Source organism: Halomonas sp. N3-2A (genome assembly GCF_002216165.1).
Classification (GTDB): Bacteria; Pseudomonadota; Gammaproteobacteria; order Pseudomonadales; family Halomonadaceae; genus Vreelandella.
In genome coordinates this window covers 1,053,082-1,074,237 of the sequence record NZ_CP022286.1, presented here as the reverse complement: position 1 = coordinate 1,074,237, position 21,156 = coordinate 1,053,082, and the positions used below count along the sequence as shown (strand labels likewise).

Genomic DNA, 21,156 nt, shown 5'->3' with positions numbered 1-21,156 from the left:
AAGGCCGTACCCAGCCCAGTCATTCAGCAGATGAATGATACCTCTCATTATTTCGATTGTATGACGCGCCCCACACTCTCTATGTTTATAGCGAACAGAATATTGTTAGAACAGCTGACAAGCTGACCGTGTCTGTTTTGCTGGTTTTTAAGAGCACTTAGCTTTTAAACACACTGTTTTTAAACACACTTGCTTTGGCCAGCAAAGTGAACAATAAACAATACAAAGGGAAACATTATGACGTTTAAGAAAACGCTACTGGCTTCTGTTATTGGTGCTGTGGTTGCAGGCACGACGATGCTGCCCATGACCGCGAGCGCAGAAACCCTGCGCATTGGTTACTCTGCCGATCCTGAAACCCTCGATATCCACGAGCAGTTATCTGGCGGCATGTTGCGCCTCTCACACTTAGCGTTTGACCCGTTGGTACGTTGGACAAAAGATTTCGAGTTTGAGCCGCGCCTGGCGACCGAATGGGAACAGGTAGACGAAACCACGACACGCATGACGCTGCGTGAAGGCGTCAAGTTTCACTCAGGTAACGATTTCACCGCCAAAGACGTGGTATGGACCATTGAGCGCCTGAAAGAGAGCCCCGATTATCGCGCTATTTTTGAGCCCGTCGCAGGCGCCGAAGCAGTTGACGATTACACTGTCGAAATTACCACCACTGAGCCCTACCCGCTACTGCTCAACCTTGCGACTTACATTTTCCCCATGGATAGCGAGTTCTACACGGGAGAAACGGAAAGCGGCAATGAAAAAGCAGAAATCGTAAAAGCGGGCAACTCATTTGCATCGCGAAATGCATCGGGCACAGGCCCATTTATTATCACTGAACGCCGCCAAGGTGTCCGCGTTGATTTTGAACGCTTTGAGGATTACTGGGATACCGAAAGCGAAGGCAACGTTTCTAAAATTGTCCTGACCCCTATTGCTGAGAATGCCTCACGCGTGGCGGCACTACTGTCAGGCGGCGTTGACTTTATCGATGCCGTACCGCCCAACGATCTGGACCGTGTTCGCGAAGCCGATAACGCTAACCTGGTAGAAGTGGATGGTACGCGCATCATTGGCTTCCAAATGAACGAAGAGCGCGTTGAAGCCTTCCAGGATGCACGTGTGCGCCAAGCCGTTGATCTGGCGATTAACCAAGAGGGTATTGCCGACCGCTTAATGCGCGGCTTCGCCACGCCTGCAAGCCAGTTCTCTCCCGCAGGCTATTCCGGCCACAACCCTGACTTAGTGCCTCGTTATGACGTTGAACGCGCCAAAGAGCTGATGGCAGAAGCGGGCTACGAGGAAGGGTTCAGCGTTGACATGATCGCGCCCAACAACCGCTATGTGAACGATGCTCAGATCGCTCAAGCAGTGGCAAACATGCTGGCACAAATTAACATTAACGTTAATCTGCGCACGATGCCCCTCGCTCAATACTGGCCTGAGTACGATGAGCGCGCTTCCGACATGGCGATGATTGGCTGGCACGCTGACACCGAAGACACCGCCAACTTCTTCCAGTACCTCTCTTTCTGTATTGATGAAGAGACTGGCGCTGGCCAGTACAACTACGGCAGCTACTGCAACGAAGAAATCGACGCACTTGTGACTGCGGCAGATAGCGAAACCGATCTCGAAAAACGCAATGAAATGCTGCGTGAAGCCGAAGCCATGCTTTATGAAGACGTGGGCTACATCACGCTGCATTGGCAGAACCTTGCCTATGGTGCAGCTAACGGCGTTGATATCGAGCCGGTTGTTAACGCCCTAGACTTCCCCTACCTAGGTGATCTGGTAATTAGTCGCTAATTGCCACGCTTACTTTCAAACGTGCAAGGATGCTTCGTTCCCCAAAGCTTTGGGGAACGAAGCGTTGTATGTGGTTAACAGCCTCATCATAGGCTTCGCCCTAACTTGCAATTAACTCTCTATTAAACCTATGACATAGGTGGCGTACGCCATGATTGCTTTTTTAATCAAGCGCCTGATGCACGCGATATTGGTGATGTTTGTCATCAGTGTACTGGCCTTCGCCATCCAGGATAACCTGGGTGACCCTGTACAACAGATGGTCGGTCAGTCGGTTCCCGAAAGCGAGCGTGAAGCCATTCGCGAGCGCTTGGGCTTAAATGATCCGTTTTTAGTTCAGTATGTACGCTTTGCGAAAAACGCCGTTCAAGGCGATTTTGGCGACTCTTATTTTTATCGTGAACCTGCGCTGGAGGTTATCGCCCGGCATTTGCCCGCAACCCTTGAACTGGTGTTTGCGGCTACGCTGATTATTGTGCTTTTCTCAGTACCGATTGGCGTTTATAGCGCGATAAAACCTCGCTCACCTATATCACGTTTTTTTATGGGGGCTTCGATCATCGGCATTTCGATACCGGTGTTTTTGACCGCCATCTTATTGATTCAGATTTTTGCGATTGGCATCACTATCACGCCGTTTCCTGAAAGTACCAGTTGGGGAGCTTGGCTCAATGGCCTGCTATCGACAGAAGGCAATATGCCGTCGTTTGGTCGCGGCTATGATTTAGTACATGTGGTAGGCCACTGGGACACTAACTTAGCCACCTGGAGTGGTTTACAGCACCTAGCATTGCCCGCGATTTCACTCGCATCGATTATGTTGCCGCTGTTTATCCGCCTGATTCGCGCAGAAATGATGGAAGTGCTGCAGTCAGAGTACGTGAAGTATGCCCGAGCCAAAGGCATTTCAATGCGACGCGTTTACTTTGTGCACGCGCTAAAGAACACCATGCTGCCGGTTATCACCGTTGGCGGCGTACAGATCGGCACCATGGTGGCTTACACCATTTTGACCGAAACCGTTTTCCAATGGCCGGGCATGGGACTGATGTTCCTTGATGCGATTAACCGAGCCGATATACCGCTGATTGTTACCTACCTGATGATTGTCGGCGTCATTTTCGTGGTGACGAACACCATTGTGGATTTGATCTACGGCTTCGTTAACCCCACCGTAAAACTAACAGGTAAGCCCGCATGACAACGCCCACAACAACGACTGCACCCAGCCGCTGGGAACGCCTGCGCGACTCTTACTTATGGTACAGCTTTAAGCGCGACCGCACGGCTCAACTGTGCCTCGCAGTATTTATTTGCTTAGTGATCGCAGCGTTTTCAGCCCCATTGCTAGCCCCTACCGATCCTTATGATCTGGCTCAAATCGACATTATGTCGTCCGAGCTGCCCCCCTTTTGGATTGAGGGTACCGATGAGCGTTACAGCCTAGGCACCGACGCCCAGGGGCGCGATTTGTGGTCGATTATTCTCTACGGAACCCGCGTATCGCTACTGATTGGCTTTGGCGCGGTCATACTTCAAGCACTGCTCGGCGTAACGTTCGGCTTAATGGCAGGCTACCTAGGCGGCCGCGTCGACGCGTTGCTAATGCGCTTGGCCGATATCCAGCTGTCATTTTCTACCCTGATGGTCGCTATCGTGGTGGGCGCTCTAGTGAAAGCCACTATGGGCAGCGCGTTTTACAGCCAATATGCCGTGCTCATGCTTATTTTGATTATCGGGTTAGCCGAATGGCCACAGTACGCACGTACGGTGCGTGCTTCAGTACTGGCTGAGAAAAACAAAGAGTACGTCGATGCTGCACGCGTCATGGGGCTACGTAGCAAACGCATTATGTTCCGCCATGTGCTGCCTAATACCATGTCGCCGATTTTTGTTATCTCAACGGTGCAAATTGCCAACGCGATTATTTCAGAGGCTGCGCTGTCATTTTTAGGCTTGGGAATGCCCGAAACCCACCCATCGCTTGGGTCACTCATCAAATCGGGCTTTGACTATATCCAATCGGGGTCTTGGTGGATCACCCTAATTCCTGGAGCAGTACTCATTGTGCTGGTGCTGTCTATCAATCTATTGGGCGATTGGCTACGTGATGTCATGAACCCACGACTCTATAAAGGCTGAGGACACCATGGCACTACTTGAAGTCTCTCAACTCGATGTACGCTTTGCCCTTCGCCAAGGTGAAGTGCGCGCTCTACGCGATGTCAATTTCACCCTGGAGCGCGGCGAGCGCTTAGGCATCGTAGGCGAATCTGGCGCGGGTAAATCCGTGGCTGCCTTCTCGCTACTTAACCTAATCGCCAAACCCGGCTTTATAGCGGGTGGCAGCATAACGTTTGAAGGCCAGACGCTTAACACCATGTCTGAGCGCGGCCTGCGCAAAATACGCGGCAACCGCATCTCGATGATCTTCCAAGATCCGATGATGACGCTGAACCCCGTGCTCTCGATTGGTGAGCAGATGGTCGAGTGTTTAAAAGCCCATCGACGGATCTCCACCAAAGAAGCCCGCGCGATTGCCCTGGACAAGCTGCAACAGGTACAAATCCCATCGCCAGAAACACGCTTGGATCAATATCCCCACGAGCTTTCTGGCGGTATGCGTCAGCGTATTATTATCGCCATCGCCCTACTGCTCGATCCCGATATTATCATTGCCGATGAACCGACTACCGCCCTGGACGTGACCATCCAAGCGGAAATCATGGCGCTGTTGCTTGAGCTATGCGAACAGCACAACGTGGGTCTGATTCTCATCACCCACGACCTGGGGGTAGTGAGTCAGGTCACCCAGCGCATGCTGGTTATGTACGCCGGTCGCGTTATTGAGCAAGGCCTCACACGGGAAATTATCAACGATCCTCAGCACCCCTATACCCAAGGACTGATCAACGCGTTACCGCAAATGGCGACCCCAGGTGAAAAGCTCAACCAGATCCGTGGCAGCATGCCATCACTCTCTAACTTACCTAGCGGCTGCGCGTTTCATCCTCGCTGCGACTTCATCAATAGGGCAGATGGTCAACCACGGCCTGCCTGCACCCAGCAAGTGCCTGAATTTGTCGAATCCGGCAATTGCCGTGTCGCCTGCCATATGGTGGCTGAAATGCTTGAAGATCGTCGCCTGAAGGAGGAAACACAATGAGTGCTCAGGTCGAAACTCGCAACGCTGCGCCCACGCAAAATGAAGAGAGCAGCGAATCGTTACTACAAATTCGTGGCCTTAAGAAGCGCTTTTCATTATCAGGGGATTTTTTGGAACAGCTGCGCTTTAAAGGCGGCAAGCTGGTGCGTCATCAAGAGCATGTACACGCGATTAATGGTGTTAACCTTGATATCAAACGCGGTGAAGCGCTGTGTGTGGTCGGTGAATCTGGCTGCGGTAAGTCCACCGTGGCACGCACGGTAATGGGCTTACTCACCCCCACAGAGGGTGAGATTCGCTATGACGGGCAGCGCATTGATAATTTGAGCTCTCGCCAGTTATTACCTTATCGCAAGCGCATGCAGATGATTTTCCAAAATCCTTATGCCTCGCTTAACCCACGGATGACGATTCAACAAACGCTGGAAGAACCGCTGCGTTTGCACCACCCCGACTGGAACCGAGAGAAGATACTCGACAAGGTCCAAGACGTTATGGGGTCCGTGGGGATAGACCCCGATTGGGGCAAGCGTTTTGGGCATGAGTTTTCCGGTGGTCAGCGCCAGCGTATCGCCATAGCACGCGCCCTAGCCGTTGACCCTGAGTTTATTGTTGCCGACGAGCCCATATCAGCACTAGATGTCTCCATTCAGGCACAAGTACTCAACCTGCTGATGGAAGCGCAACAAGCGCGTAACCTGACCTATCTATTTATCACTCACGATTTGGCAGTGGTCGAGCACTTTGGCACCCGCGTAGCGGTGATGTACTTAGGCACGGTGTGTGAAGTGGCTACAACGGCAACGCTATTTGCTAAACCTCGCCACCCCTATACCCAAGCACTACTATCCGCTATTCCCCGCTTAAAAGATGACCGCCCCCAGCATATTCGTCTTACCGGAGAAGTGCCCACGCCGGTCAACTTACCGAGCGGTTGTGTCTTCCATGGCCGCTGCCCCCATGCCAACGCCCGCTGTCATCAGGAAATCCCTACCCTGCAAACACAGGGTGACGGCACTCGCGTTGCGTGCCACGCTGTTGAAGAAGGCCGGCTATGACGCCAATTTTAACGACAGCATCACGTTTGGCAGGACGACGAGGTAAGGCATGGAAATTCGCTGGCTAGAAGACTTTATCGCCCTGGCCAGAACGCGACACTTCTCTCGCGCAGCGGATGAACAGCACGTCACACAGCCCACCTTTTCCCGGCGCATTAAATTGCTAGAGGAAGAGATGGGCGTGACGCTGATCAACCGGCAGACGTTGCCACTTTCGCTAACCCCGGCGGGAGAGGAGTTCCTGACACTGTGCGAACAGGTAACCGATCGTGTGCGCTTAACCCGTGACCGCGTGCGAGAAATCAGCGCCGGACAGCAGCGCCGTATCATGGTGGCTGCTCCACAGAGCTTACTCCCGCAGTTCTTGCCAGAATGGCTCGCTGCTACGGGTTGGCAAGAGCGCATACAGCCCTATTTGCGAGCAACCGGGTGGGCGGCGAGCGACTATTTTCAAGCACTTGGTCGGGCAGAGTGCGATCTTGCTATCTGCTATTGGCCAATCGGACGTTGCGATTTAGATATCGATACCAGTGCCTGCACGTATCGGATCATTGGCCACGAGCGCTTGATTCCTGTCACAGGCCTCGATGCGAATGGCACACCTTGCGCGTTGCTACCCGGCTCGCGCCAGCAACCCGCGCCTTGTCTGGCCTATCCAAAACGCGGCTTATTGGGCTCAGCGGTAAAGGCGCATCTCGCTCGCTTACCGCAGAGCACCTACCTCACGGCGCAAAGTGAAAACCTCTATGCGGCGGGTATTAAAGAGCTAGTGCTGCTCGGCTACGGCATGAGCTGGTTACCCGAACGCAATATAGCCGCTGAGCTCGCCAACGGCACATTAATCAGAGCCGGCGATAGCCGCTGGGATGTCCCGATGGAGCTACGACTATATCGGCACCAAAACCAGCATCACGCAGAGCTGGATAGCCTGTGGAGTGAGCTTGCTCCACCACGCAGTTAAGCCCGTAGTTAAAGCACTAGCCCGACTTGATACCGTACCCTGAGCCACTAGCCAAGCCGCCATTGATAAAAGGACACCACCTGCATGTCAGCCTCTTTGTTTAACTTGCAGCGCAAACACTTAGCGCATTTACAGCAAGCCTATGCAGACCTGTTGACCAGACACGGTCTCGATAGCTTAGCCATCTATAGCGGCCACGCCAGTGCACACTTTGGCGACGACCAAACGCCAACCTTCCAAACGTACGGCCATTTTATGCACTGGGTAGGCATGGCCGATATTCAGCACAGTTGGCTGGTGATTCAACCCGGCAAGCGCCCGCAGCTGTATTTGTATGCGCCAGCAGATTTCTGGCATTTGCCTACTCGCCTGCCTGAAGAGCCATGGGTAACTGAGTTTGATATCCACCTGTGCAGCGAAAAGACCACACCAACGTTAGCGGGTCGCGCGGCAGTGATCGGTGATATTGAGGCCACCACACGCCTAGCACTAGACGCGCAGTATCAGCCCGAACCGCTGGTTAGGGCCCTCGATGAACTGCGCATGTTGAAGACCGCTTATGAAATAGCCTGTTTAAGCGAAGCCAACCGGCTTGCCATCGCAGGGCATCAAGCCGCGCAGGCTGCTTTTATTGGCGCATCAGCGGAGTTAGATATTCAGCTGGCCTACCTGGCTGCCAGCAGACAGCGGGAGTCTGATGTCCCCTATCAGAACATTATTGGGCTAAATGATCATGCGGGCGTATTGCACTACCAACACTATGATCTAAATAGCCCTACGCAACGACATAGCCTATTGGTTGACGCTGGTCGCCGTTTTCGCGGTTACTGCGCAGATATTACACGCACTTATGCAGGCCCTGACGCGCCAGGCATCTATCGCGATTTAATTGACGGTATTCACCAGGTAAAAGACACGCTAGTGGAAAGCGTTGCTCCAGGCGTCGAGTTCATTGCGCTACATGAGCAAATGCATCGTTTGCTGGCAGATATCCTTATTGCCAATGACCTTTTTCAGGGCAGCGCAGAACAGGCAATTGATGAGGGAATCACGCGAGCTTTTTGCCCACACGGTTTAGGGCATTCGTTGGGGCTGCAGGTTCATGATGTGGCAGGGCTTCGCCATCCAGATGGAACGCCCTCACCCGCTCCTGAGCAGCACCCAGCGCTACGTTTAACCCGTACGCTGCGCCCTAGCATGGTAGTAACGATAGAGCCTGGGTTCTACTATATCCCTATGCTGCTGGCCCCATTGCGCGACAAGGCACTACCGATTAACTGGAAAGTCGTTGATTCGTTAGCCAACTGTGGCGGCATCCGTATTGAAGATAACGTCGTTGTCACAGAGAGTGGCTTCAAAAACTTGACCCCCTGATCAACAAAACGCCCGACCCAAGGATTAACTCCCCAGGCCGGGCGACTATCAGATCGCGGGCAAGATCACCCTGCGCACTTCTCGTTAGAAGCGGTAGGTGACGCCACCACCGATAGTAACGGGTTCCATGTTTACTTTACCAACCTTGTTACCACCTGCATTGATGTCGGCATTCACGTCTGCATAGCTAACATAACCGTTTAACATGATGTTATCGGTAACCGCTAAATCAACCCCCGCCTGACCGATCGCACCATAGCTTTCATCAACGCTTAAGCCTGTGGGCTCGCCTGAGAAGCGAGTATAGTTCAAGCCAACGCCTACATAAGGCTGAACTTTAGAGTCTAAACCGCCCATCGGATAGTAGTTAACCAACAGATTAATCGGCAGGCGGTCTACGCTACCTGCGCTGCCACCAGGACTGGTGTTGAGGTCGTGTTCAAACTTCTCGGAGCTGTTCAGTTCAGCGCCAAGCTTATCGGTGAACAGGTAACCCGCGCCAAACGTAAATCCTCGCGCGCTTTGTACGTTTAGGTCTGCCGCGCCAACATTGCCATTTCCAGAACCCGTATCCGTTTGGGCGACACCACCACGTACGAAAACGTCACCTGCTTCGTAAGCGAGTGCTGCTTGGCTGGCGATCAATGCGCTAGCGGTAAGAACAGCAGCAGAAACTAATTTTAATTTACTCATCAGGGTCATCCTCTTACATCTTACTCGGGATTGGTGCCGGTAACTCCAGCTACCTATACAATATATACCAATCGAACAGCGTTTCCAAACTTATTGTGTTATTTTAATATAAGTTTTACATATCAAGCACTGCCGAAAAACAGAATTGGTTATAAAAGTCAAGCACAAAGGACAGACATAAAAAAAGTCCCCCGAAGGGGACCCAGGTGGAGCACGCCAGCTCACTCAGTGTATCGCTTACCGATCTCTGTCGGGGCGATGTAGCAAAGAAGGAAGAGACACCCATTTAACGCCGGTAACTCTGTTCATTTGCTTCTTACCTAATATATAGCGAACTGCGTGCCAATTTAATTTTTAATGATTAAAAACAATATCTTATTAATAATTAAAACTGAATACTTATCGAAAGGCGTTGTTGCCAATGCCAAAGCGCACCATCTATGCGCATGACAGGTTGGTTTTGCCTCATAACGAATCGCTCAATTGGAAATTCCGTTTAACGTTGAGCAGAGAAGTGCTTCTAGCGTGATCGGTTGATCTCGTCTTCAGCACATGCTGCTAAATCTTTTAACACCTGACGCTGCTGCTCATTTAAACGCCGTGGCACGGAGTCAATAATACAAAGCGTTCCTATCCTGAAGCCATCCACCGTTGTCATTGGTATGCCCGCGTAGAAGCGTATGCCTCTATGTACTTTTACCAAAACAAAGTCTTTAAAACGACTGTCTTGGCTGGCATCTTCAATCTCAAAAATTCCTTCTTCCTGAATGGTATGGGCACAAAGCGACTCTGTGCGACACGTTTGGGTAAGCGCGATCCCTTGTCGGGATTTAAACCATTGGCGATCTTCATCGACTAACGTTACCAGCGCAGCCTCTACACCAAAAAACTGAATTGCCAGCCGAACAATTCTATCGAAACGCTCTTCTGGCGGGGTATCCAAAAGCGCTAGTTGGCGCAATGCCTGTAGCCTTGCTTGCTCACCCTTTACCATGGCGACACCCTCATCTTAGGTAATGGATAGCGTCATTCATGCAGCAATGCTGCTTAAATCGTTTTGATTAGTAAAATGTATGCATTAATTCATCTTTTGTCGCTGATTAGACAATTATTCTGCACTTACACTCGGCCTTCTCTGATAACTATCACTTTATAATCATCAACTTAAATCAACCCGCACATCCTTTCAAGATAACACTCAAAATGTCTATTCTCGCGCCAATAATTAATTTAACCCCACAATTATGCATAGAGCCGTTCAGCTAGGCCCTCGGGTTAGCAAAAAACGCACCATATAACGGTAAATTGTCTTGCCCCGATATCATTGCTTAGGCTGCAAACATTTAACCACCAACGTATCCCCTGCCCAGTGCTCCCCAACCATAAGGCATTTGCGGTGACTTAATTGAAACGATTGTCCTCGAGGGCATCTTCAATCTCAAAAATTCCTTATTTCTAAATCACTTGAATACAAAATATACTCTTGGAAACACGTTGACCAAGCACTAATTTCAGTAAACTTTCAAGACAACCCTCATCCTAATTGGCTGTTATTTTTAAGATAAATCATTACCACCAACTAAATTTAATAATGCAAAGCCAAAACACTGGAAAATGCAATAAGATGGTCTACGCTAATTCTTAATACTTTTTAACTATTTGGAATCACCAGAATTCTAATCGGCAGCTACTTAACCCTGCGGAGGTAACTGTCTGTTCAAACAGCTTTATTCTAAGCATTTCGGGTCTTCTCATTAGGGCGAAAAATAATTTTTTATGTCTACTTTATTTCTCTTATAAGTTTTTATTGAGACACATAACATCTTACTTTCACTCTGTTACATTTTCGAAGAACCTTATCGATTGTTAAAGGCTTACCTAACTAAGCATTTGATTAATTTTACTTATGTGGCGTGAGAGATAAAAAAGAGTCGGTCACAATAAAGGAGTGTGCATGGATACCTATCAGTACGACTACTCTTATGCACTGACCAAAGACAAGGTCAATGACATCATGAGTACCAACCTTGCATCGGTTTCGATGCCCCTTGTTTATACAGACCATGACTCTGTCACAGGTGCTATTACCACTATTAATGTCAACCTCGGCGTATGGAGCATGGCAGATGGGGGGCAGAACAGATTAATGAAGCTCAATATACCGATTAAAGAAGGTTTTATGAGTATATCGGGCCTGCCAGGCGTTAATGGCAGTTGGGATATGACTGGGGTTTCACTGCTGGTGGAAATTACGCTCGGCTGGCTTGGGCCCGGAAATCAACAAGAACTCGATGGCGAAGGCTCTCTGACCAGCTTAGTCTTCTCTCCCTCCGAAGCCAGCACACCCAATGACCCCGGCTATATCGCTATTCTCACTGTAACAGACCCATCAGGACAAATGACAAGTGCCGCCACCGGCATGCTAAAACAAATTGCGCAACAAGCATTTTATGAAAGCCGGGATAATCTGCAGTACATCTTCGCAGGTGTCGTTCCGGTGCCTGCTGGGGCGACCACATGGTTACGCCCATATAAGTGGCAATACTTTGTTGCATCTGGTGATATTGAAGCACTTTGCTTTCTGTCGATGCTCGATGATTCGCCATTTCCTGCCACCCCTGCGTTTGATTCCACAGCGCTGACGTCTGGTTGTAACGCTGTTGCACTGATTTCTCAACAAGCTTTTTTTAAAAACACGCTATTGCCCGGCATTGAAGACACCTTTCCCAAGGGAACATTTTCTGTACACCAAACCAACCAGCATTCGGTTATTTCTAGTAATGGGGCGTTTGATGCGCAGATTGATGGCGACAATATCAACACCGACTCCTTTTCTCTTTGGCCTTCCGATGCTGGTGACGGACTCCAGACATCCTCTGCTGGCGGCGGCCCACTTACCTTCCTTTTTGGTCTAGCCGACTTGCCAGATGCCACTTATAGCTGGACGTCAAAAACTGTCAATCCGCTTTCTTTAAATTATTCGACCGGGGTGATGACTTTTGAAGAAGACCCTAGCCCACAGACGACGCATGATCAGGATATTCCTTGGTATGACTACATCATCCTCGTTGGGCTAGGTTTAACGCTCCCCGGTCTGATTGCCGATATAACCGATGCGGTCAACCATTATGGCGACCAAGTGAATGCTGTGGGCATGGCTAATATTAACGCCGCCGTACAATCAACTTTTGATAACGATGTCGTCAACGTAGCCAGCCTCCTCGACTGGCAAATTGATGGCCAGTCGTTCAGCTTGACCGAGGGAGGCCTAGACGGAGCCCTCTATTTTCGTGGAAACCTTTCCTGACCACCCCTCTTAGCTGATCTGAGCATAAGTTGGAGTGAATACTCATACAGTGACGAAGGAGAAATACCATGACCGATAGCACTTCACTTGCCCCAGCTGCTGTAAAGGAAATTGACGCCCGTGCGGTTGCCGAGACATACAATTGGGATACCGTTGTAGCACTGCATTTTGACACGACCAACCGAGCACTTACTGACAACTGGAGCAGTGTTGATGATAGAGCCAAGAACATCTCACAGTCAGCCAGCGATGATCCAAGCTACCAACTCACAGCCAGTTTGGACGCTTGGCAGCTGTCTACCGGAGGCGATGGCAAGAACATCAATATGAGCGTTCCAGTTTCTGGTGGTAACTACCTAGCAGGTGGCCAAAGTTACTCACTGGATGGGCTTGGGATGAGCGTTATTATCCAAATTAATATGGATTGGATTCCAGACCCAGACCAGAAGGCTTTTGTGATCAACGAAGGGGTTGGTGCCATCGTTGCCGATCTCGATAATAGCGTTGTGGATGCTGCGCTTATCGAGGATTTTGCAACTAACGGTGTCACGATTAGCAGTAATTCTGCGCTGTCTACCGTTACGCCAGGCGCCGCTTGGGTGGTGACCGCGGAGGACAGCTCTTTCTATTACATGTTTTATAGTGAAGACAAGGATCAGGATAAGTTTCTCTCTGTCTATCAATACACTGATTCCTTCCAGAGCCAGCTTCGTGCCCTTAGTCAGGAAGCTGGCGGAACAGCTGCCGTCGTCGTTATGAACATCGTCAATCCACCAGATGCTGGCAGTATCGGTAACGCGGTATTACCAGAGCTTCTTAGTGAGTGGTTCAATACCAATATTGGCTATTTTAACTTCGTTTTCTCAGTAATAGATCTGACTCCCCAGCTCGGCCAGTCTCCCAACTATACCTGGATTGATCCCACAGCCACCAGTTATGCCGTGGTGGACGAGCAGACCATGGAAAGTTCGGTGATGGGTGTATTGACGATGATTCAGAACAATACTCCCGGATCAAATCACCAGGTGTCACCTAATGCCATTCCAACAGGCGAGGATGCCAACGGGGCCGATACAGGCTTGCTGATTAGCGGCCCGAACTTTGTGAAGAATATGATCCTAGCGGGTGCCAAGAACCTCTTTGACGAGGCGACAGACGAGGATTTCACTACATTTAATGATGGTCTGTCTGTAAAAAACGTCAATAAGTTGACTTACGGCTACTTCAAGATGGATGACGACCCGTCTGCCACAACGGCAGACGACGGTTATTCCTCTCAACTAGACGAAGGGATTCTCCCTGAGGGGCTGGTAAATGCCTTCAGGACTCAGGGCCAGTATGGATATATTTATAACCCTGACCTCCGAAACGATTCAGTTAAAGTCAACATCAAGGGAAGTCAATGGTTCCTAAGCGGTAACGGGGATGAGTACATCGTAGATCTCAATGACGGCAAACTCGAATTATACACCGCCACCCAAGTCACCATTGAAGCTAATCAGTTTGAAATGAGTTTGGAACACAGTTTTCTGGAAATCAAATTCATTGACTTAACCTACCACCAAAGTTGGCAATACGACGTCCATATTAATTATACCGAGCAGGTGAGCCTAGGTCTGAAAACGGTCACGACGTCTTCCGGAGACACGAAACAGATTTTCAATTTCACCCAGTCCGTACGCAATATGACGGTCAATGTCACAAAAACCCAAGCCGAAATAGACTTTGAAATTGTCATGGGAGCGGTCACCGCGTCCCTCGCCTTGATTGCTGTTATTGGCCCGGTTGTGGATGGCCTTGCTGCCTCTGCAGAAGTGACAGTTGCCAGTGTTGATGAAGGCTCGGCCCTTCTTGATGAAGAAAGCTTTTTCAGTGCACTTGGTGAGGACAGCGAGAGCGAAGAACAAAATGTCGCCAACGAAGAAGATGCGCTGGCGAATGGTGCTGAACAAGCTACAGGGCGAATGACGCGGATCAAAAATGCTTTCAATTCGACTCGCTGGAAAGTATTCGGTGGTGTCACAGCAGCTTTGACTGCAGCGTATGGTGTTGAAATGACCGTGGCGGCTATTTTGGAGTCTGTATACAAAAACGATTGGGAAAACGTGCCTGGCTTTGACGAGTTTGCCAACGATGCCATCGCGCCTTATACCTTCCCTGGTGTCAATGGATATGAGCTCAAATCAGCATGGCTCGCCGATTCTTTACAAATTGGCCTGAAAACCAAGTAAACAGCGACAAAGGAAAGCAGCCATGTCCACCCAAAATGCTGCCGCAAATACCTATAATTGGGATACCGCTTTTGCTATTCCGATTCCTGACGTCAATAAAACCATTGTGGATCAGCAGTCATCACCGCACAGCTTCTCGGTTACGGCAGAAGGTTCTTACACAGCCTCCGCTGATTTCTCGGACTGGCAAGTCTGTATGGGTGGGGATGGCAAAAACATCCGTATTTCCATCCCCATGAGCAACATCGTTGTTGACTACACCAGTGGCAGTAAGGTTGCCGTTGATGCTGGCAACGCAACGATAGAAATCAACCTTCACTACATTCCCCACAGTGCCGCGAATGACGACTCATCGAACTTGGTTGCTCTGGTTGCAAAAACCAGCTCAGACAATGCCTCAACTCCAGTAGCCGCTTTGGTGGGAGAGGTATCACTCACCCCCAACCCTGGAAGTGTCACTCAGGCCGTATTTGGCCAAGCCCTTTTAGATTGGATCTGCGCTAATTTAAGCGAGTTCAACCATGTATTTTCAGTGGTTGATCTCAACCGAATGATTGACCAGGGACAGTGGGGGTTCGTAACACCAAATTATACAGAGTACGCTTACCTAGATGGCAATTCGCTAAGCGACAGCGTTCTTGGCGTGCTGACGATGACAGGTGATCGAACCGGGCAATCGTTGAGCGAGCAGGTTTCTCCTAATGCCATCCCAGCGAATAGCGAAGCCGGTTTTCTCGTCTCCCAGGAAAGAACCTTATACGATCTGGTACGACCCGCCATCATGGTTGCCTACCCTGGGCTGAATAGCGATAACTTCCTGATGAGCAATGATAAAACCAAACTTTATCTGGATCAGGGGGTATCAGTGGATATGCCTCCAGTTGAACATGATGGTTCAACTTATCACCCTATACTCACATCCCTTACAGTAGAAACCGATGGAGAAACATTCATCGTAACCAGCACAACCAGCACCTACATCACTTTTGGCATTACATCAGAGACAACCGCAACCAACTGGTACACGCTAAATCTCGGTAGCTCAAATAATGGGCAAACCATCAATTTCGTACAAACACAACCAACTGACCAGCAGTATACAGTTCACCAGGATCCGGGGGTCGTCGTTACCGAGATCATCATATCGATCATTGTCGGCCTAGTGGCCTTGATTTGCGCCCCTCTGACGGAGGGGGCATCACTCGTGATCGGTGGGCTTGTGATTGGGCTGCTATTGGGTGCTTCAGAAATTGCAACAGGTGCCATTGAGTCGGTCAATAAAGAGACATCACCTTCTGTGGATTTGCTTTTGATTAATGCCGTTGATCCTATCAAATGGACGGGAAGTGACTCGTTCAAGCTTGATTATGTACACCCAAATATTTCCTTACAGCTGGGCGGAGATCCACTCTTCGTATAACACACGCAACGCTAATTCAGGAGAACCATGATGGCTGATACTGAAAAAATCATTGATGTACTGATCGCTATTGATGCCGAGTCAGTCATTCAAAAGTACGGAACTAATACAGACTCTGATAACCCTCAGCAGATCGCTACCAGCGCGAATTTTATCTACATGATTGTGCGTAGTGACGAAGCGGTTTCTGGAAACGGCGGCGCGGAGTTGACCATTGCGGCCCAGACACTAGACGTTATTCGTTGGCGAGAAACTTCGTTGACGCTAAACGGCACTTACTCAACCATACTTTATGAGTTCGATTCGACCAATAGCGACGGCCTGATCACCCCTCCCCAGCCCATAACTGTAGAGGTAGATACCCCCTTACCGGTTGCTTCTGATCCCCTTCATCCATCAACCCAGACGATCAATGACTATTTCTGGAACTGCACGGTCACCAGAGCCGGAAATGTAACCTACCACTTCAAGTTCATGATTGTTGATCGTGATAATAATGTACAGGGTTACTATTGGTGGGATCCCTTCATTCAGATCACTGACTGATTTTATTCTCTGAACCTCTTTCAACCAAGAGGACAAATACAACAAGGAGAATGCTGCATGGAACGAAGCACCACGCCACAAATCATCGATATATTGATGGCGGTCGACGCGGATACCATCGCATCAAACTACCTCCCTGGAACCCCATCCAAGCCAACGCCGATTGACGAAACGATGATTTACTTGATCGTCCGGCAAGACAATGGGGCCTTCGGGGAGGGAACGGGGGAGCTAAAAGTAACTGCTCGTACACTAGACACCCTCAGATGGCGAGAGACATCACTTTCTGCAAATGCGACATACTCAGCAATTCTGTACCAATACGAACCCGTGGGTGGAAAACAGAACATTCTGTCAACACCTTATCCAGTTGTCGCAGAAGTCAAAACCCCGCTTCCTGTTCCTGGTGATCCTCTTCACCCTGTGACTCAAACAATCAACAGTTATTTTTGGTCGGCACAAGCGGTTGCTGAAGGGGAAATTACCTACGCGTTCAATTTTATGCTCACAGATCGGGACAACATTGTTCAGGGCTACTACTCGTGGGATCCATTTATTCAGGTCACTGCTTAGCAACTTCAGCAGAAGGATATTGTCATGGCAACTGATTCTACTCACTTCGTAAAATATCGATTGAAAAGCCCAAATCTGAAGGAGCAGTACATCACCTTCAGCTCTAGAACGCCTAAAACGCTACAAATTGCCCAAGATCATCCATTAGTCCAGAAATTGGCAGAAACTGACTCCAAAGCAGCCAGCAATGTGGAGCAATTAATCCAGGAACTATTGACACATGAAAAGCGCTTTTTCGCATGGCTAGGGGCTAGCGAATCACACATGGAGCAATTTATGAATGACCCTGTCAGCGCCTTGAAGCTGGCGATACCTGACCTGCCAGACTCCTTCTTCAACGAACTTGATTCGCTGCCCAAGATATTCCCAAAAAAGACGTAGCCTAGTGCTAATGACAGTCAGTTAAGCCTAGCTGGCATTAGCCGATGGGCTGGTTTTTTGTTTAATAAGTGCCTGACGGTGACTCCCCCCCAGCCCTCCGAGCCGCCCTCGTCATTCCCGCAGGCCCTTAGCGGGAATCCATGTTGACCTGGGGTTTCGGGCTGCTGCAGGCCAAGGTCAAGGTGGATTCCCGATTACCCCACTCGGGAATGACGGTGTGGTGACTCGGGAATGACGTGCGGCGCTCGTTTTGGGAGGTGGCCGCTTTGTTATATGGGGCTTGGGGATAATGCCAGTAAGCCTTAGCTGACTGGCAGTGTAGTCTAGTGCTGTGTATTTTAGCGATCACGTTATCGAAGTATGGATCGGGTCCCCTCCCACTTCAATAAGCGCGATGCGCCAAAGGTGTAAAAAAAGGCCATCATAGGATGGCCTTTGGTCGATGCCCGTATAGCGCTAGGGCGTGACGATTATTTTCACCTGCGCTTTATCACTCAACAGTGCCTCGAATCCCTCTTCAACAATATCTGCTAGCGGGATGCGTTGGGTTACCATATCTTCAGCGCGGAAATAGCCTCGCTGCATGAGTGCCATTACCGCCGGATAAACATGGCGATAGGCAATAATGCCCTTCATGGTACGCTCTTTAATGACCAGATCGTTGGGATGGAAACTGGCCTCCCCTTCCCAAATACTGACCACGATCGCTTCTCCGCCTTCGTGAGTGCTGTGCAAGGACTGATTCAGTACGGCTGGAATCCCGGTCACTTCGAACGCTACGTCAACGCCACCGTTGCTCAACATTTGTAGCTTAGCCACTGCATCTTCTTGCTGCGGATCCACCACGATAGCGCCAAGCGCTTCGGCCTTCGCTTTACGTGAAGGTGCTACCTCGACGGCGTAAATTTGAGCGGCGCCTGCCGCTTTTAGTGCCTCGATAGTCATTAAGCCAATCGGGCCCGCGCCAAATACTGCTGCGCTATCCCCAGCCTTCAAACTACTTTGACGAACGGCATGCAAAGCAACCGCCGCTGGCTCTACCAGTGCCCCTTGCTCGAAGCTGAGGTCATCCGGCAGCTTATGCACCATATGCTCCCCCATCACGGTGAACTCCGAGAAGCCACCGCCGCCACCAGAAAGGCCATGGAAACCCAATAGCGGCGTGAGGTTGTAGCGCTCCATTTGATAAGCACCGTTCTGGTTAGGTGACAGAATCGGTTCTATGGCGACGCGATCCCCCACTTTCACCCGAGTTACTTTGTCGCCTACCTCTACCACTTCACCAGCGAATTCGTGCCCCATGATAATCGGTGCTTGCTCACCGCTAATGGGGTGCGGCTTATCGACCGGAATAAAAATCGGCCCAGCGGCGTATTCGTGCAAATCGCTACCACAAATACCACACGCCGCCACCTTAACTTTTACCTCATGAGGGCCGTTAATCGTCGGTATCGGCATTTGCTCAACACGCAGATCTTTCGCTGCATACCAAACCGCTGCCTGCATTGTTGACTGGCTCATTAGCTACCCCTTAGTTATGCAATTTGTGTCTTATGCTCTGTGATGAACTGGCTGCAGGCCATAGACAGGGGTATCTAGCCCTTCCATGCGTGCTTTTAACTGCAGCGCTAAATAACGTGAGTAGTGCCGCGACTGGTGTAGGTTGCCGCCATGGAACCACAGTGCCTCTTGCTGAGTGGGTTTCCACATATTGCGCAGCTCACCTTCCCATGGGCCCGGGTCTTTGGTGGTGTCGGAACCTAGCCCCCAACACTTGCCGACTTTATCGGCCACTTCTTGAGAAATAAGCCGCGCCGCCCAGCCATTCATCGAGCCATAGCCGGTGGCATAAACAATCAAATCAGCATCAAGCTCGCTGCCATCAGTCAGCGTGATGGAGTGAGGGTTAATTCGCTCAATGCCCACGCCGCTGCGCAGTTTGATGTCGCCACTGGCCACCAGATCACAGGCTCCCACATCGATGTAATAGCCCGAACCGCGGCGCAAATATTTCAAAAACAGCCCAGATTCATCGTCGCCGAAATCGAGCATAAAGCCTGCGCTCTCAAGCTTTTGGTAAAACTCGGCGTCACGCTTTTTAATCGCTTCAAAAGCGGGGCGCTGAAAATCCGGTAATACTTTGTACGGAATCGAAGCAAACACTAGATCGGCTTTTTCATGGGTTAAGCCATTCGCCACAGCCTCTTCCGAATAAAGTGGTCCTAACACCTCTTCCATCAGTGAGTCTGACTTCACAATATGAGTAGATGAACGCTGGAGCATGGTGACATCGGCATCGTGCTCCCATAACGCGGCGGCAATGTCATGGGCCGAGTTATTAGAGCCCACGATGACGCATTTCTTACCTTTATAGGCATCCGGCCCGGGGTGTTGGCTAGAGTGCTGCTGCTCGCCTGCAAAGTTTTCTGCCCCTGGGAATTTAGGTACATTCGGCATCCCAGACATACCGGTAGCCATTACCAACTGCTTGGGCCGTAGCGTGATCTCTTCGCCGTTGCGCTTAACCTTAACCACCCACTCACCTGCGGCTTCGTCGTAGCTAGCATTCTGACACTCGGTGGAACTCCAATAATTGAGCTCCATCACTTTTGTGTACATTTCCAGCCAATCACCCACTTTGTCTTTCGGGGCGAATACCGGCCAGTTATCTGGGAAAGGGATATAGGGAAGGTGGTCGTACCACACTGGATCGTGCAAGCAGAGTGACTTATAGCGCTTACGCCAGGAGTCTCCCGCGCGCTCGTTTCGCTCAATGATGATCGTTGGCACACCCAGTTGCCTGAGCCGTGCACCTAAACCAATACCGCCTTGGCCACCGCCAATAATCACGCAGTAAGGTTGCTGGGTGTAGCCCAGCTCCGCTTCTTCACGCTCCCGTGACTCCAACCACGTTTCACGCTGCTTATTGGCACCGTGCTCAGCTCCTTTGGGACGATGGTGATTGCACTGCTCAGGGTAGTCGTTCAGTGCTTGCATGGTAGTTAACAACGTCCAGCACTTGCCTTCTTTAAGACGCAAATAGCCTTTACCGCGGGCAACCGCGGTATTGAAAGTAAACCACGCATCGTAGATGTCGCCGTTTTCAGTGGCCTCGCCATCTAACTGCCAGTCCGTAGGCTGTGCGTTATTGAGCGTGGCATTGAGCATGGCCTGAATTTCATCTTTGCCTTCGCAGGTTTTTAAATTCCAGGTAAACGTAAGAAAGTCACGCCAGTAGCACTCGTCTCCAAACAGAGACAGCACTCGCTCAATATCCTGGGTTTGAAGGGCAGTATCGAAATCCTGCAGCCACGCTTGAACAGTCTCCGTGGGGGTTTGCTGGACTTGTGCCGTTATCTTTGACATAGCGGGTACTCCATGTGCATTTGTTATTGTTGAGTTAACTGTGATGCACCCAATACATAGCAGCTGCCGTGCCAAACCAACCATATAAAAAATAAGCAACTGAAAAATATATAATTTATTCACATACAGACAAATAGATAAGACAGCAAAAGTGCCGTACACCTGTCACGCCGTTTACAGATTGACGTTACAGGTGTAACGCACGACTAACGGCGTAAGCAGACCACGTTGACTCTGGGGGTAAAGCGCATAGGCTGAAAGAACAATAACG

17 protein-coding genes are annotated in these 21,156 nt (G+C 50.2%); 13 read left to right on the top strand and 4 right to left on the bottom strand.

The window, feature by feature from the left end; translation table 11 throughout:
• Positions 1 to 237: 237 nt before the first annotated feature.
• From CEK60_RS04980 to pepQ, 7 genes are all read left to right on the top strand, one after another.
• Positions 238 to 1,809 carry an ABC transporter substrate-binding protein gene (locus CEK60_RS04980; protein ID WP_089038089.1) on the top strand — a complete coding sequence of 524 codons (1,572 nt, stop codon included), beginning with the start codon at positions 238 to 240 and terminating at the stop codon, positions 1,807 to 1,809.
• Between the two features lie 151 nt (positions 1,810 to 1,960).
• Positions 1,961 to 3,010, top strand: coding sequence for an ABC transporter permease (locus tag CEK60_RS04975; protein WP_089038088.1), 1,050 nt, complete (start codon positions 1,961 to 1,963; stop codon positions 3,008 to 3,010).
• Positions 3,007 to 3,951, top strand: coding sequence for an ABC transporter permease (locus CEK60_RS04970; protein WP_089038087.1), 945 nt, complete (start codon positions 3,007 to 3,009; stop codon positions 3,949 to 3,951). Before CEK60_RS04975 ends, CEK60_RS04970 begins: the two co-directional genes overlap by 4 nt.
• 7 nt (positions 3,952 to 3,958) lie before the next feature.
• On the top strand, positions 3,959 to 4,975 hold the full coding sequence (locus tag CEK60_RS04965; protein WP_038483575.1) for an ABC transporter ATP-binding protein: 1,017 nt from the start codon (positions 3,959 to 3,961) through the stop codon (positions 4,973 to 4,975).
• Positions 4,972 to 6,033, top strand: coding sequence for an ABC transporter ATP-binding protein (locus tag CEK60_RS04960; RefSeq protein WP_089038086.1), 1,062 nt, complete (start codon positions 4,972 to 4,974; stop codon positions 6,031 to 6,033). Before CEK60_RS04965 ends, CEK60_RS04960 begins: the two co-directional genes overlap by 4 nt.
• Positions 6,034 to 6,082: 49 nt before the next feature.
• Positions 6,083 to 6,994: a LysR family transcriptional regulator gene (locus tag CEK60_RS04955; RefSeq protein ID WP_089038085.1), complete on the top strand. Its 912-nt coding sequence runs from the start codon at positions 6,083 to 6,085 to the stop codon at positions 6,992 to 6,994.
• Between the two features lie 84 nt (positions 6,995 to 7,078).
• The gene (pepQ, locus tag CEK60_RS04950) at positions 7,079 to 8,368 is read left to right on the top strand and encodes a Xaa-Pro dipeptidase (protein ID WP_089038084.1); all 1,290 of its coding nucleotides are present in this window, start codon (positions 7,079 to 7,081) and stop codon (positions 8,366 to 8,368) included.
• 84 nt (positions 8,369 to 8,452) lie between these two features.
• Here the strand turns inward: pepQ and CEK60_RS04945 are convergent, their stop codons facing one another.
• Together CEK60_RS04945 and CEK60_RS04940 are read right to left on the bottom strand one after the other, a co-directional pair.
• Positions 8,453 to 9,061 (bottom strand): OmpW/AlkL family protein, encoded by a 609-nt coding sequence (locus tag CEK60_RS04945; protein ID WP_198361465.1) that lies wholly within the window; start codon positions 9,059 to 9,061, stop codon positions 8,453 to 8,455.
• 520 nt (positions 9,062 to 9,581) lie between these two features.
• The gene (locus tag CEK60_RS04940; RefSeq protein WP_089038082.1) at positions 9,582 to 10,055 is read right to left on the bottom strand and encodes a GAF domain-containing protein; all 474 of its coding nucleotides are present in this window, start codon (positions 10,053 to 10,055) and stop codon (positions 9,582 to 9,584) included.
• Positions 10,056 to 11,015: 960 nt separating this feature from the next.
• On the opposite strand from CEK60_RS04940, the gene CEK60_RS04935 reads away from it, so the two are divergent.
• The 6 genes from CEK60_RS04935 (at position 11,016) to CEK60_RS04910 (ending at position 17,519) form a co-directional block, all read left to right on the top strand.
• Complete coding sequence (locus CEK60_RS04935; protein ID WP_089038081.1) at positions 11,016 to 12,368, top strand: TULIP family P47-like protein; 1,353 nt, start codon at positions 11,016 to 11,018, stop codon at positions 12,366 to 12,368.
• Between the two features lie 68 nt (positions 12,369 to 12,436).
• Positions 12,437 to 14,599, top strand: coding sequence for a TULIP family P47-like protein (locus CEK60_RS04930; RefSeq protein WP_089038080.1), 2,163 nt, complete (start codon positions 12,437 to 12,439; stop codon positions 14,597 to 14,599).
• A gap of 22 nt (positions 14,600 to 14,621) precedes the next feature.
• Positions 14,622 to 16,019: a TULIP family P47-like protein gene (locus tag CEK60_RS04925; protein ID WP_089038079.1), complete on the top strand. Its 1,398-nt coding sequence runs from the start codon at positions 14,622 to 14,624 to the stop codon at positions 16,017 to 16,019.
• 30 nt (positions 16,020 to 16,049) lie between these two features.
• Entirely contained in the window at positions 16,050 to 16,565 is a 516-nt protein-coding gene (locus tag CEK60_RS04920; RefSeq protein WP_089038078.1) for an inclusion body family protein, read from the top strand.
• 57 nt (positions 16,566 to 16,622) lie between these two features.
• The gene (locus CEK60_RS04915; protein WP_089038077.1) at positions 16,623 to 17,138 is read left to right on the top strand and encodes an AidA/PixA family protein; all 516 of its coding nucleotides are present in this window, start codon (positions 16,623 to 16,625) and stop codon (positions 17,136 to 17,138) included.
• A gap of 24 nt (positions 17,139 to 17,162) precedes the next feature.
• Positions 17,163 to 17,519: a hypothetical protein gene (locus tag CEK60_RS04910; protein ID WP_089038076.1), complete on the top strand. Its 357-nt coding sequence runs from the start codon at positions 17,163 to 17,165 to the stop codon at positions 17,517 to 17,519.
• Between the two features lie 456 nt (positions 17,520 to 17,975).
• On the opposite strand, the gene CEK60_RS04905 is transcribed toward CEK60_RS04910, so the two are convergent.
• Together CEK60_RS04905 and CEK60_RS04900 are read right to left on the bottom strand one after the other, a co-directional pair.
• Positions 17,976 to 19,040, bottom strand: a complete 1,065-nt coding sequence (locus tag CEK60_RS04905; RefSeq protein ID WP_269768694.1) for a 2,3-butanediol dehydrogenase — start codon at positions 19,038 to 19,040, stop codon at positions 17,976 to 17,978.
• A gap of 30 nt (positions 19,041 to 19,070) precedes the next feature.
• Complete coding sequence (locus tag CEK60_RS04900; protein ID WP_089038075.1) at positions 19,071 to 20,885, bottom strand: NAD(P)/FAD-dependent oxidoreductase; 1,815 nt, start codon at positions 20,883 to 20,885, stop codon at positions 19,071 to 19,073.
• Between the last annotated feature and the right edge of the window lie 271 nt (positions 20,886 to 21,156).

Coding starts and splice junctions, on each gene's coding strand:
- CEK60_RS04980 (WP_089038089.1), top strand. CDS start 238: ATGACGTTTAAGAAAACGCTACTGGCTTCTGTTATTGGTGCTGTGGTT.
- CEK60_RS04975 (WP_089038088.1), top strand. CDS start 1,961: ATGATTGCTTTTTTAATCAAGCGCCTGATGCACGCGATATTGGTGATG.
- CEK60_RS04970 (WP_089038087.1), top strand. CDS start 3,007: ATGACAACGCCCACAACAACGACTGCACCCAGCCGCTGGGAACGCCTG.
- CEK60_RS04965 (WP_038483575.1), top strand. CDS start 3,959: ATGGCACTACTTGAAGTCTCTCAACTCGATGTACGCTTTGCCCTTCGC.
- CEK60_RS04960 (WP_089038086.1), top strand. CDS start 4,972: ATGAGTGCTCAGGTCGAAACTCGCAACGCTGCGCCCACGCAAAATGAA.
- CEK60_RS04955 (WP_089038085.1), top strand. CDS start 6,083: ATGGAAATTCGCTGGCTAGAAGACTTTATCGCCCTGGCCAGAACGCGA.
- pepQ (WP_089038084.1), top strand. CDS start 7,079: ATGTCAGCCTCTTTGTTTAACTTGCAGCGCAAACACTTAGCGCATTTA.
- CEK60_RS04945 (WP_198361465.1), bottom strand. CDS start 9,061: ATGAGTAAATTAAAATTAGTTTCTGCTGCTGTTCTTACCGCTAGCGCA.
- CEK60_RS04940 (WP_089038082.1), bottom strand. CDS start 10,055: ATGGTAAAGGGTGAGCAAGCAAGGCTACAGGCATTGCGCCAACTAGCG.
- CEK60_RS04935 (WP_089038081.1), top strand. CDS start 11,016: ATGGATACCTATCAGTACGACTACTCTTATGCACTGACCAAAGACAAG.
- CEK60_RS04930 (WP_089038080.1), top strand. CDS start 12,437: ATGACCGATAGCACTTCACTTGCCCCAGCTGCTGTAAAGGAAATTGAC.
- CEK60_RS04925 (WP_089038079.1), top strand. CDS start 14,622: ATGTCCACCCAAAATGCTGCCGCAAATACCTATAATTGGGATACCGCT.
- CEK60_RS04920 (WP_089038078.1), top strand. CDS start 16,050: ATGGCTGATACTGAAAAAATCATTGATGTACTGATCGCTATTGATGCC.
- CEK60_RS04915 (WP_089038077.1), top strand. CDS start 16,623: ATGGAACGAAGCACCACGCCACAAATCATCGATATATTGATGGCGGTC.
- CEK60_RS04910 (WP_089038076.1), top strand. CDS start 17,163: ATGGCAACTGATTCTACTCACTTCGTAAAATATCGATTGAAAAGCCCA.
- CEK60_RS04905 (WP_269768694.1), bottom strand. CDS start 19,040: ATGAGCCAGTCAACAATGCAGGCAGCGGTTTGGTATGCAGCGAAAGAT.
- CEK60_RS04900 (WP_089038075.1), bottom strand. CDS start 20,885: ATGTCAAAGATAACGGCACAAGTCCAGCAAACCCCCACGGAGACTGTT.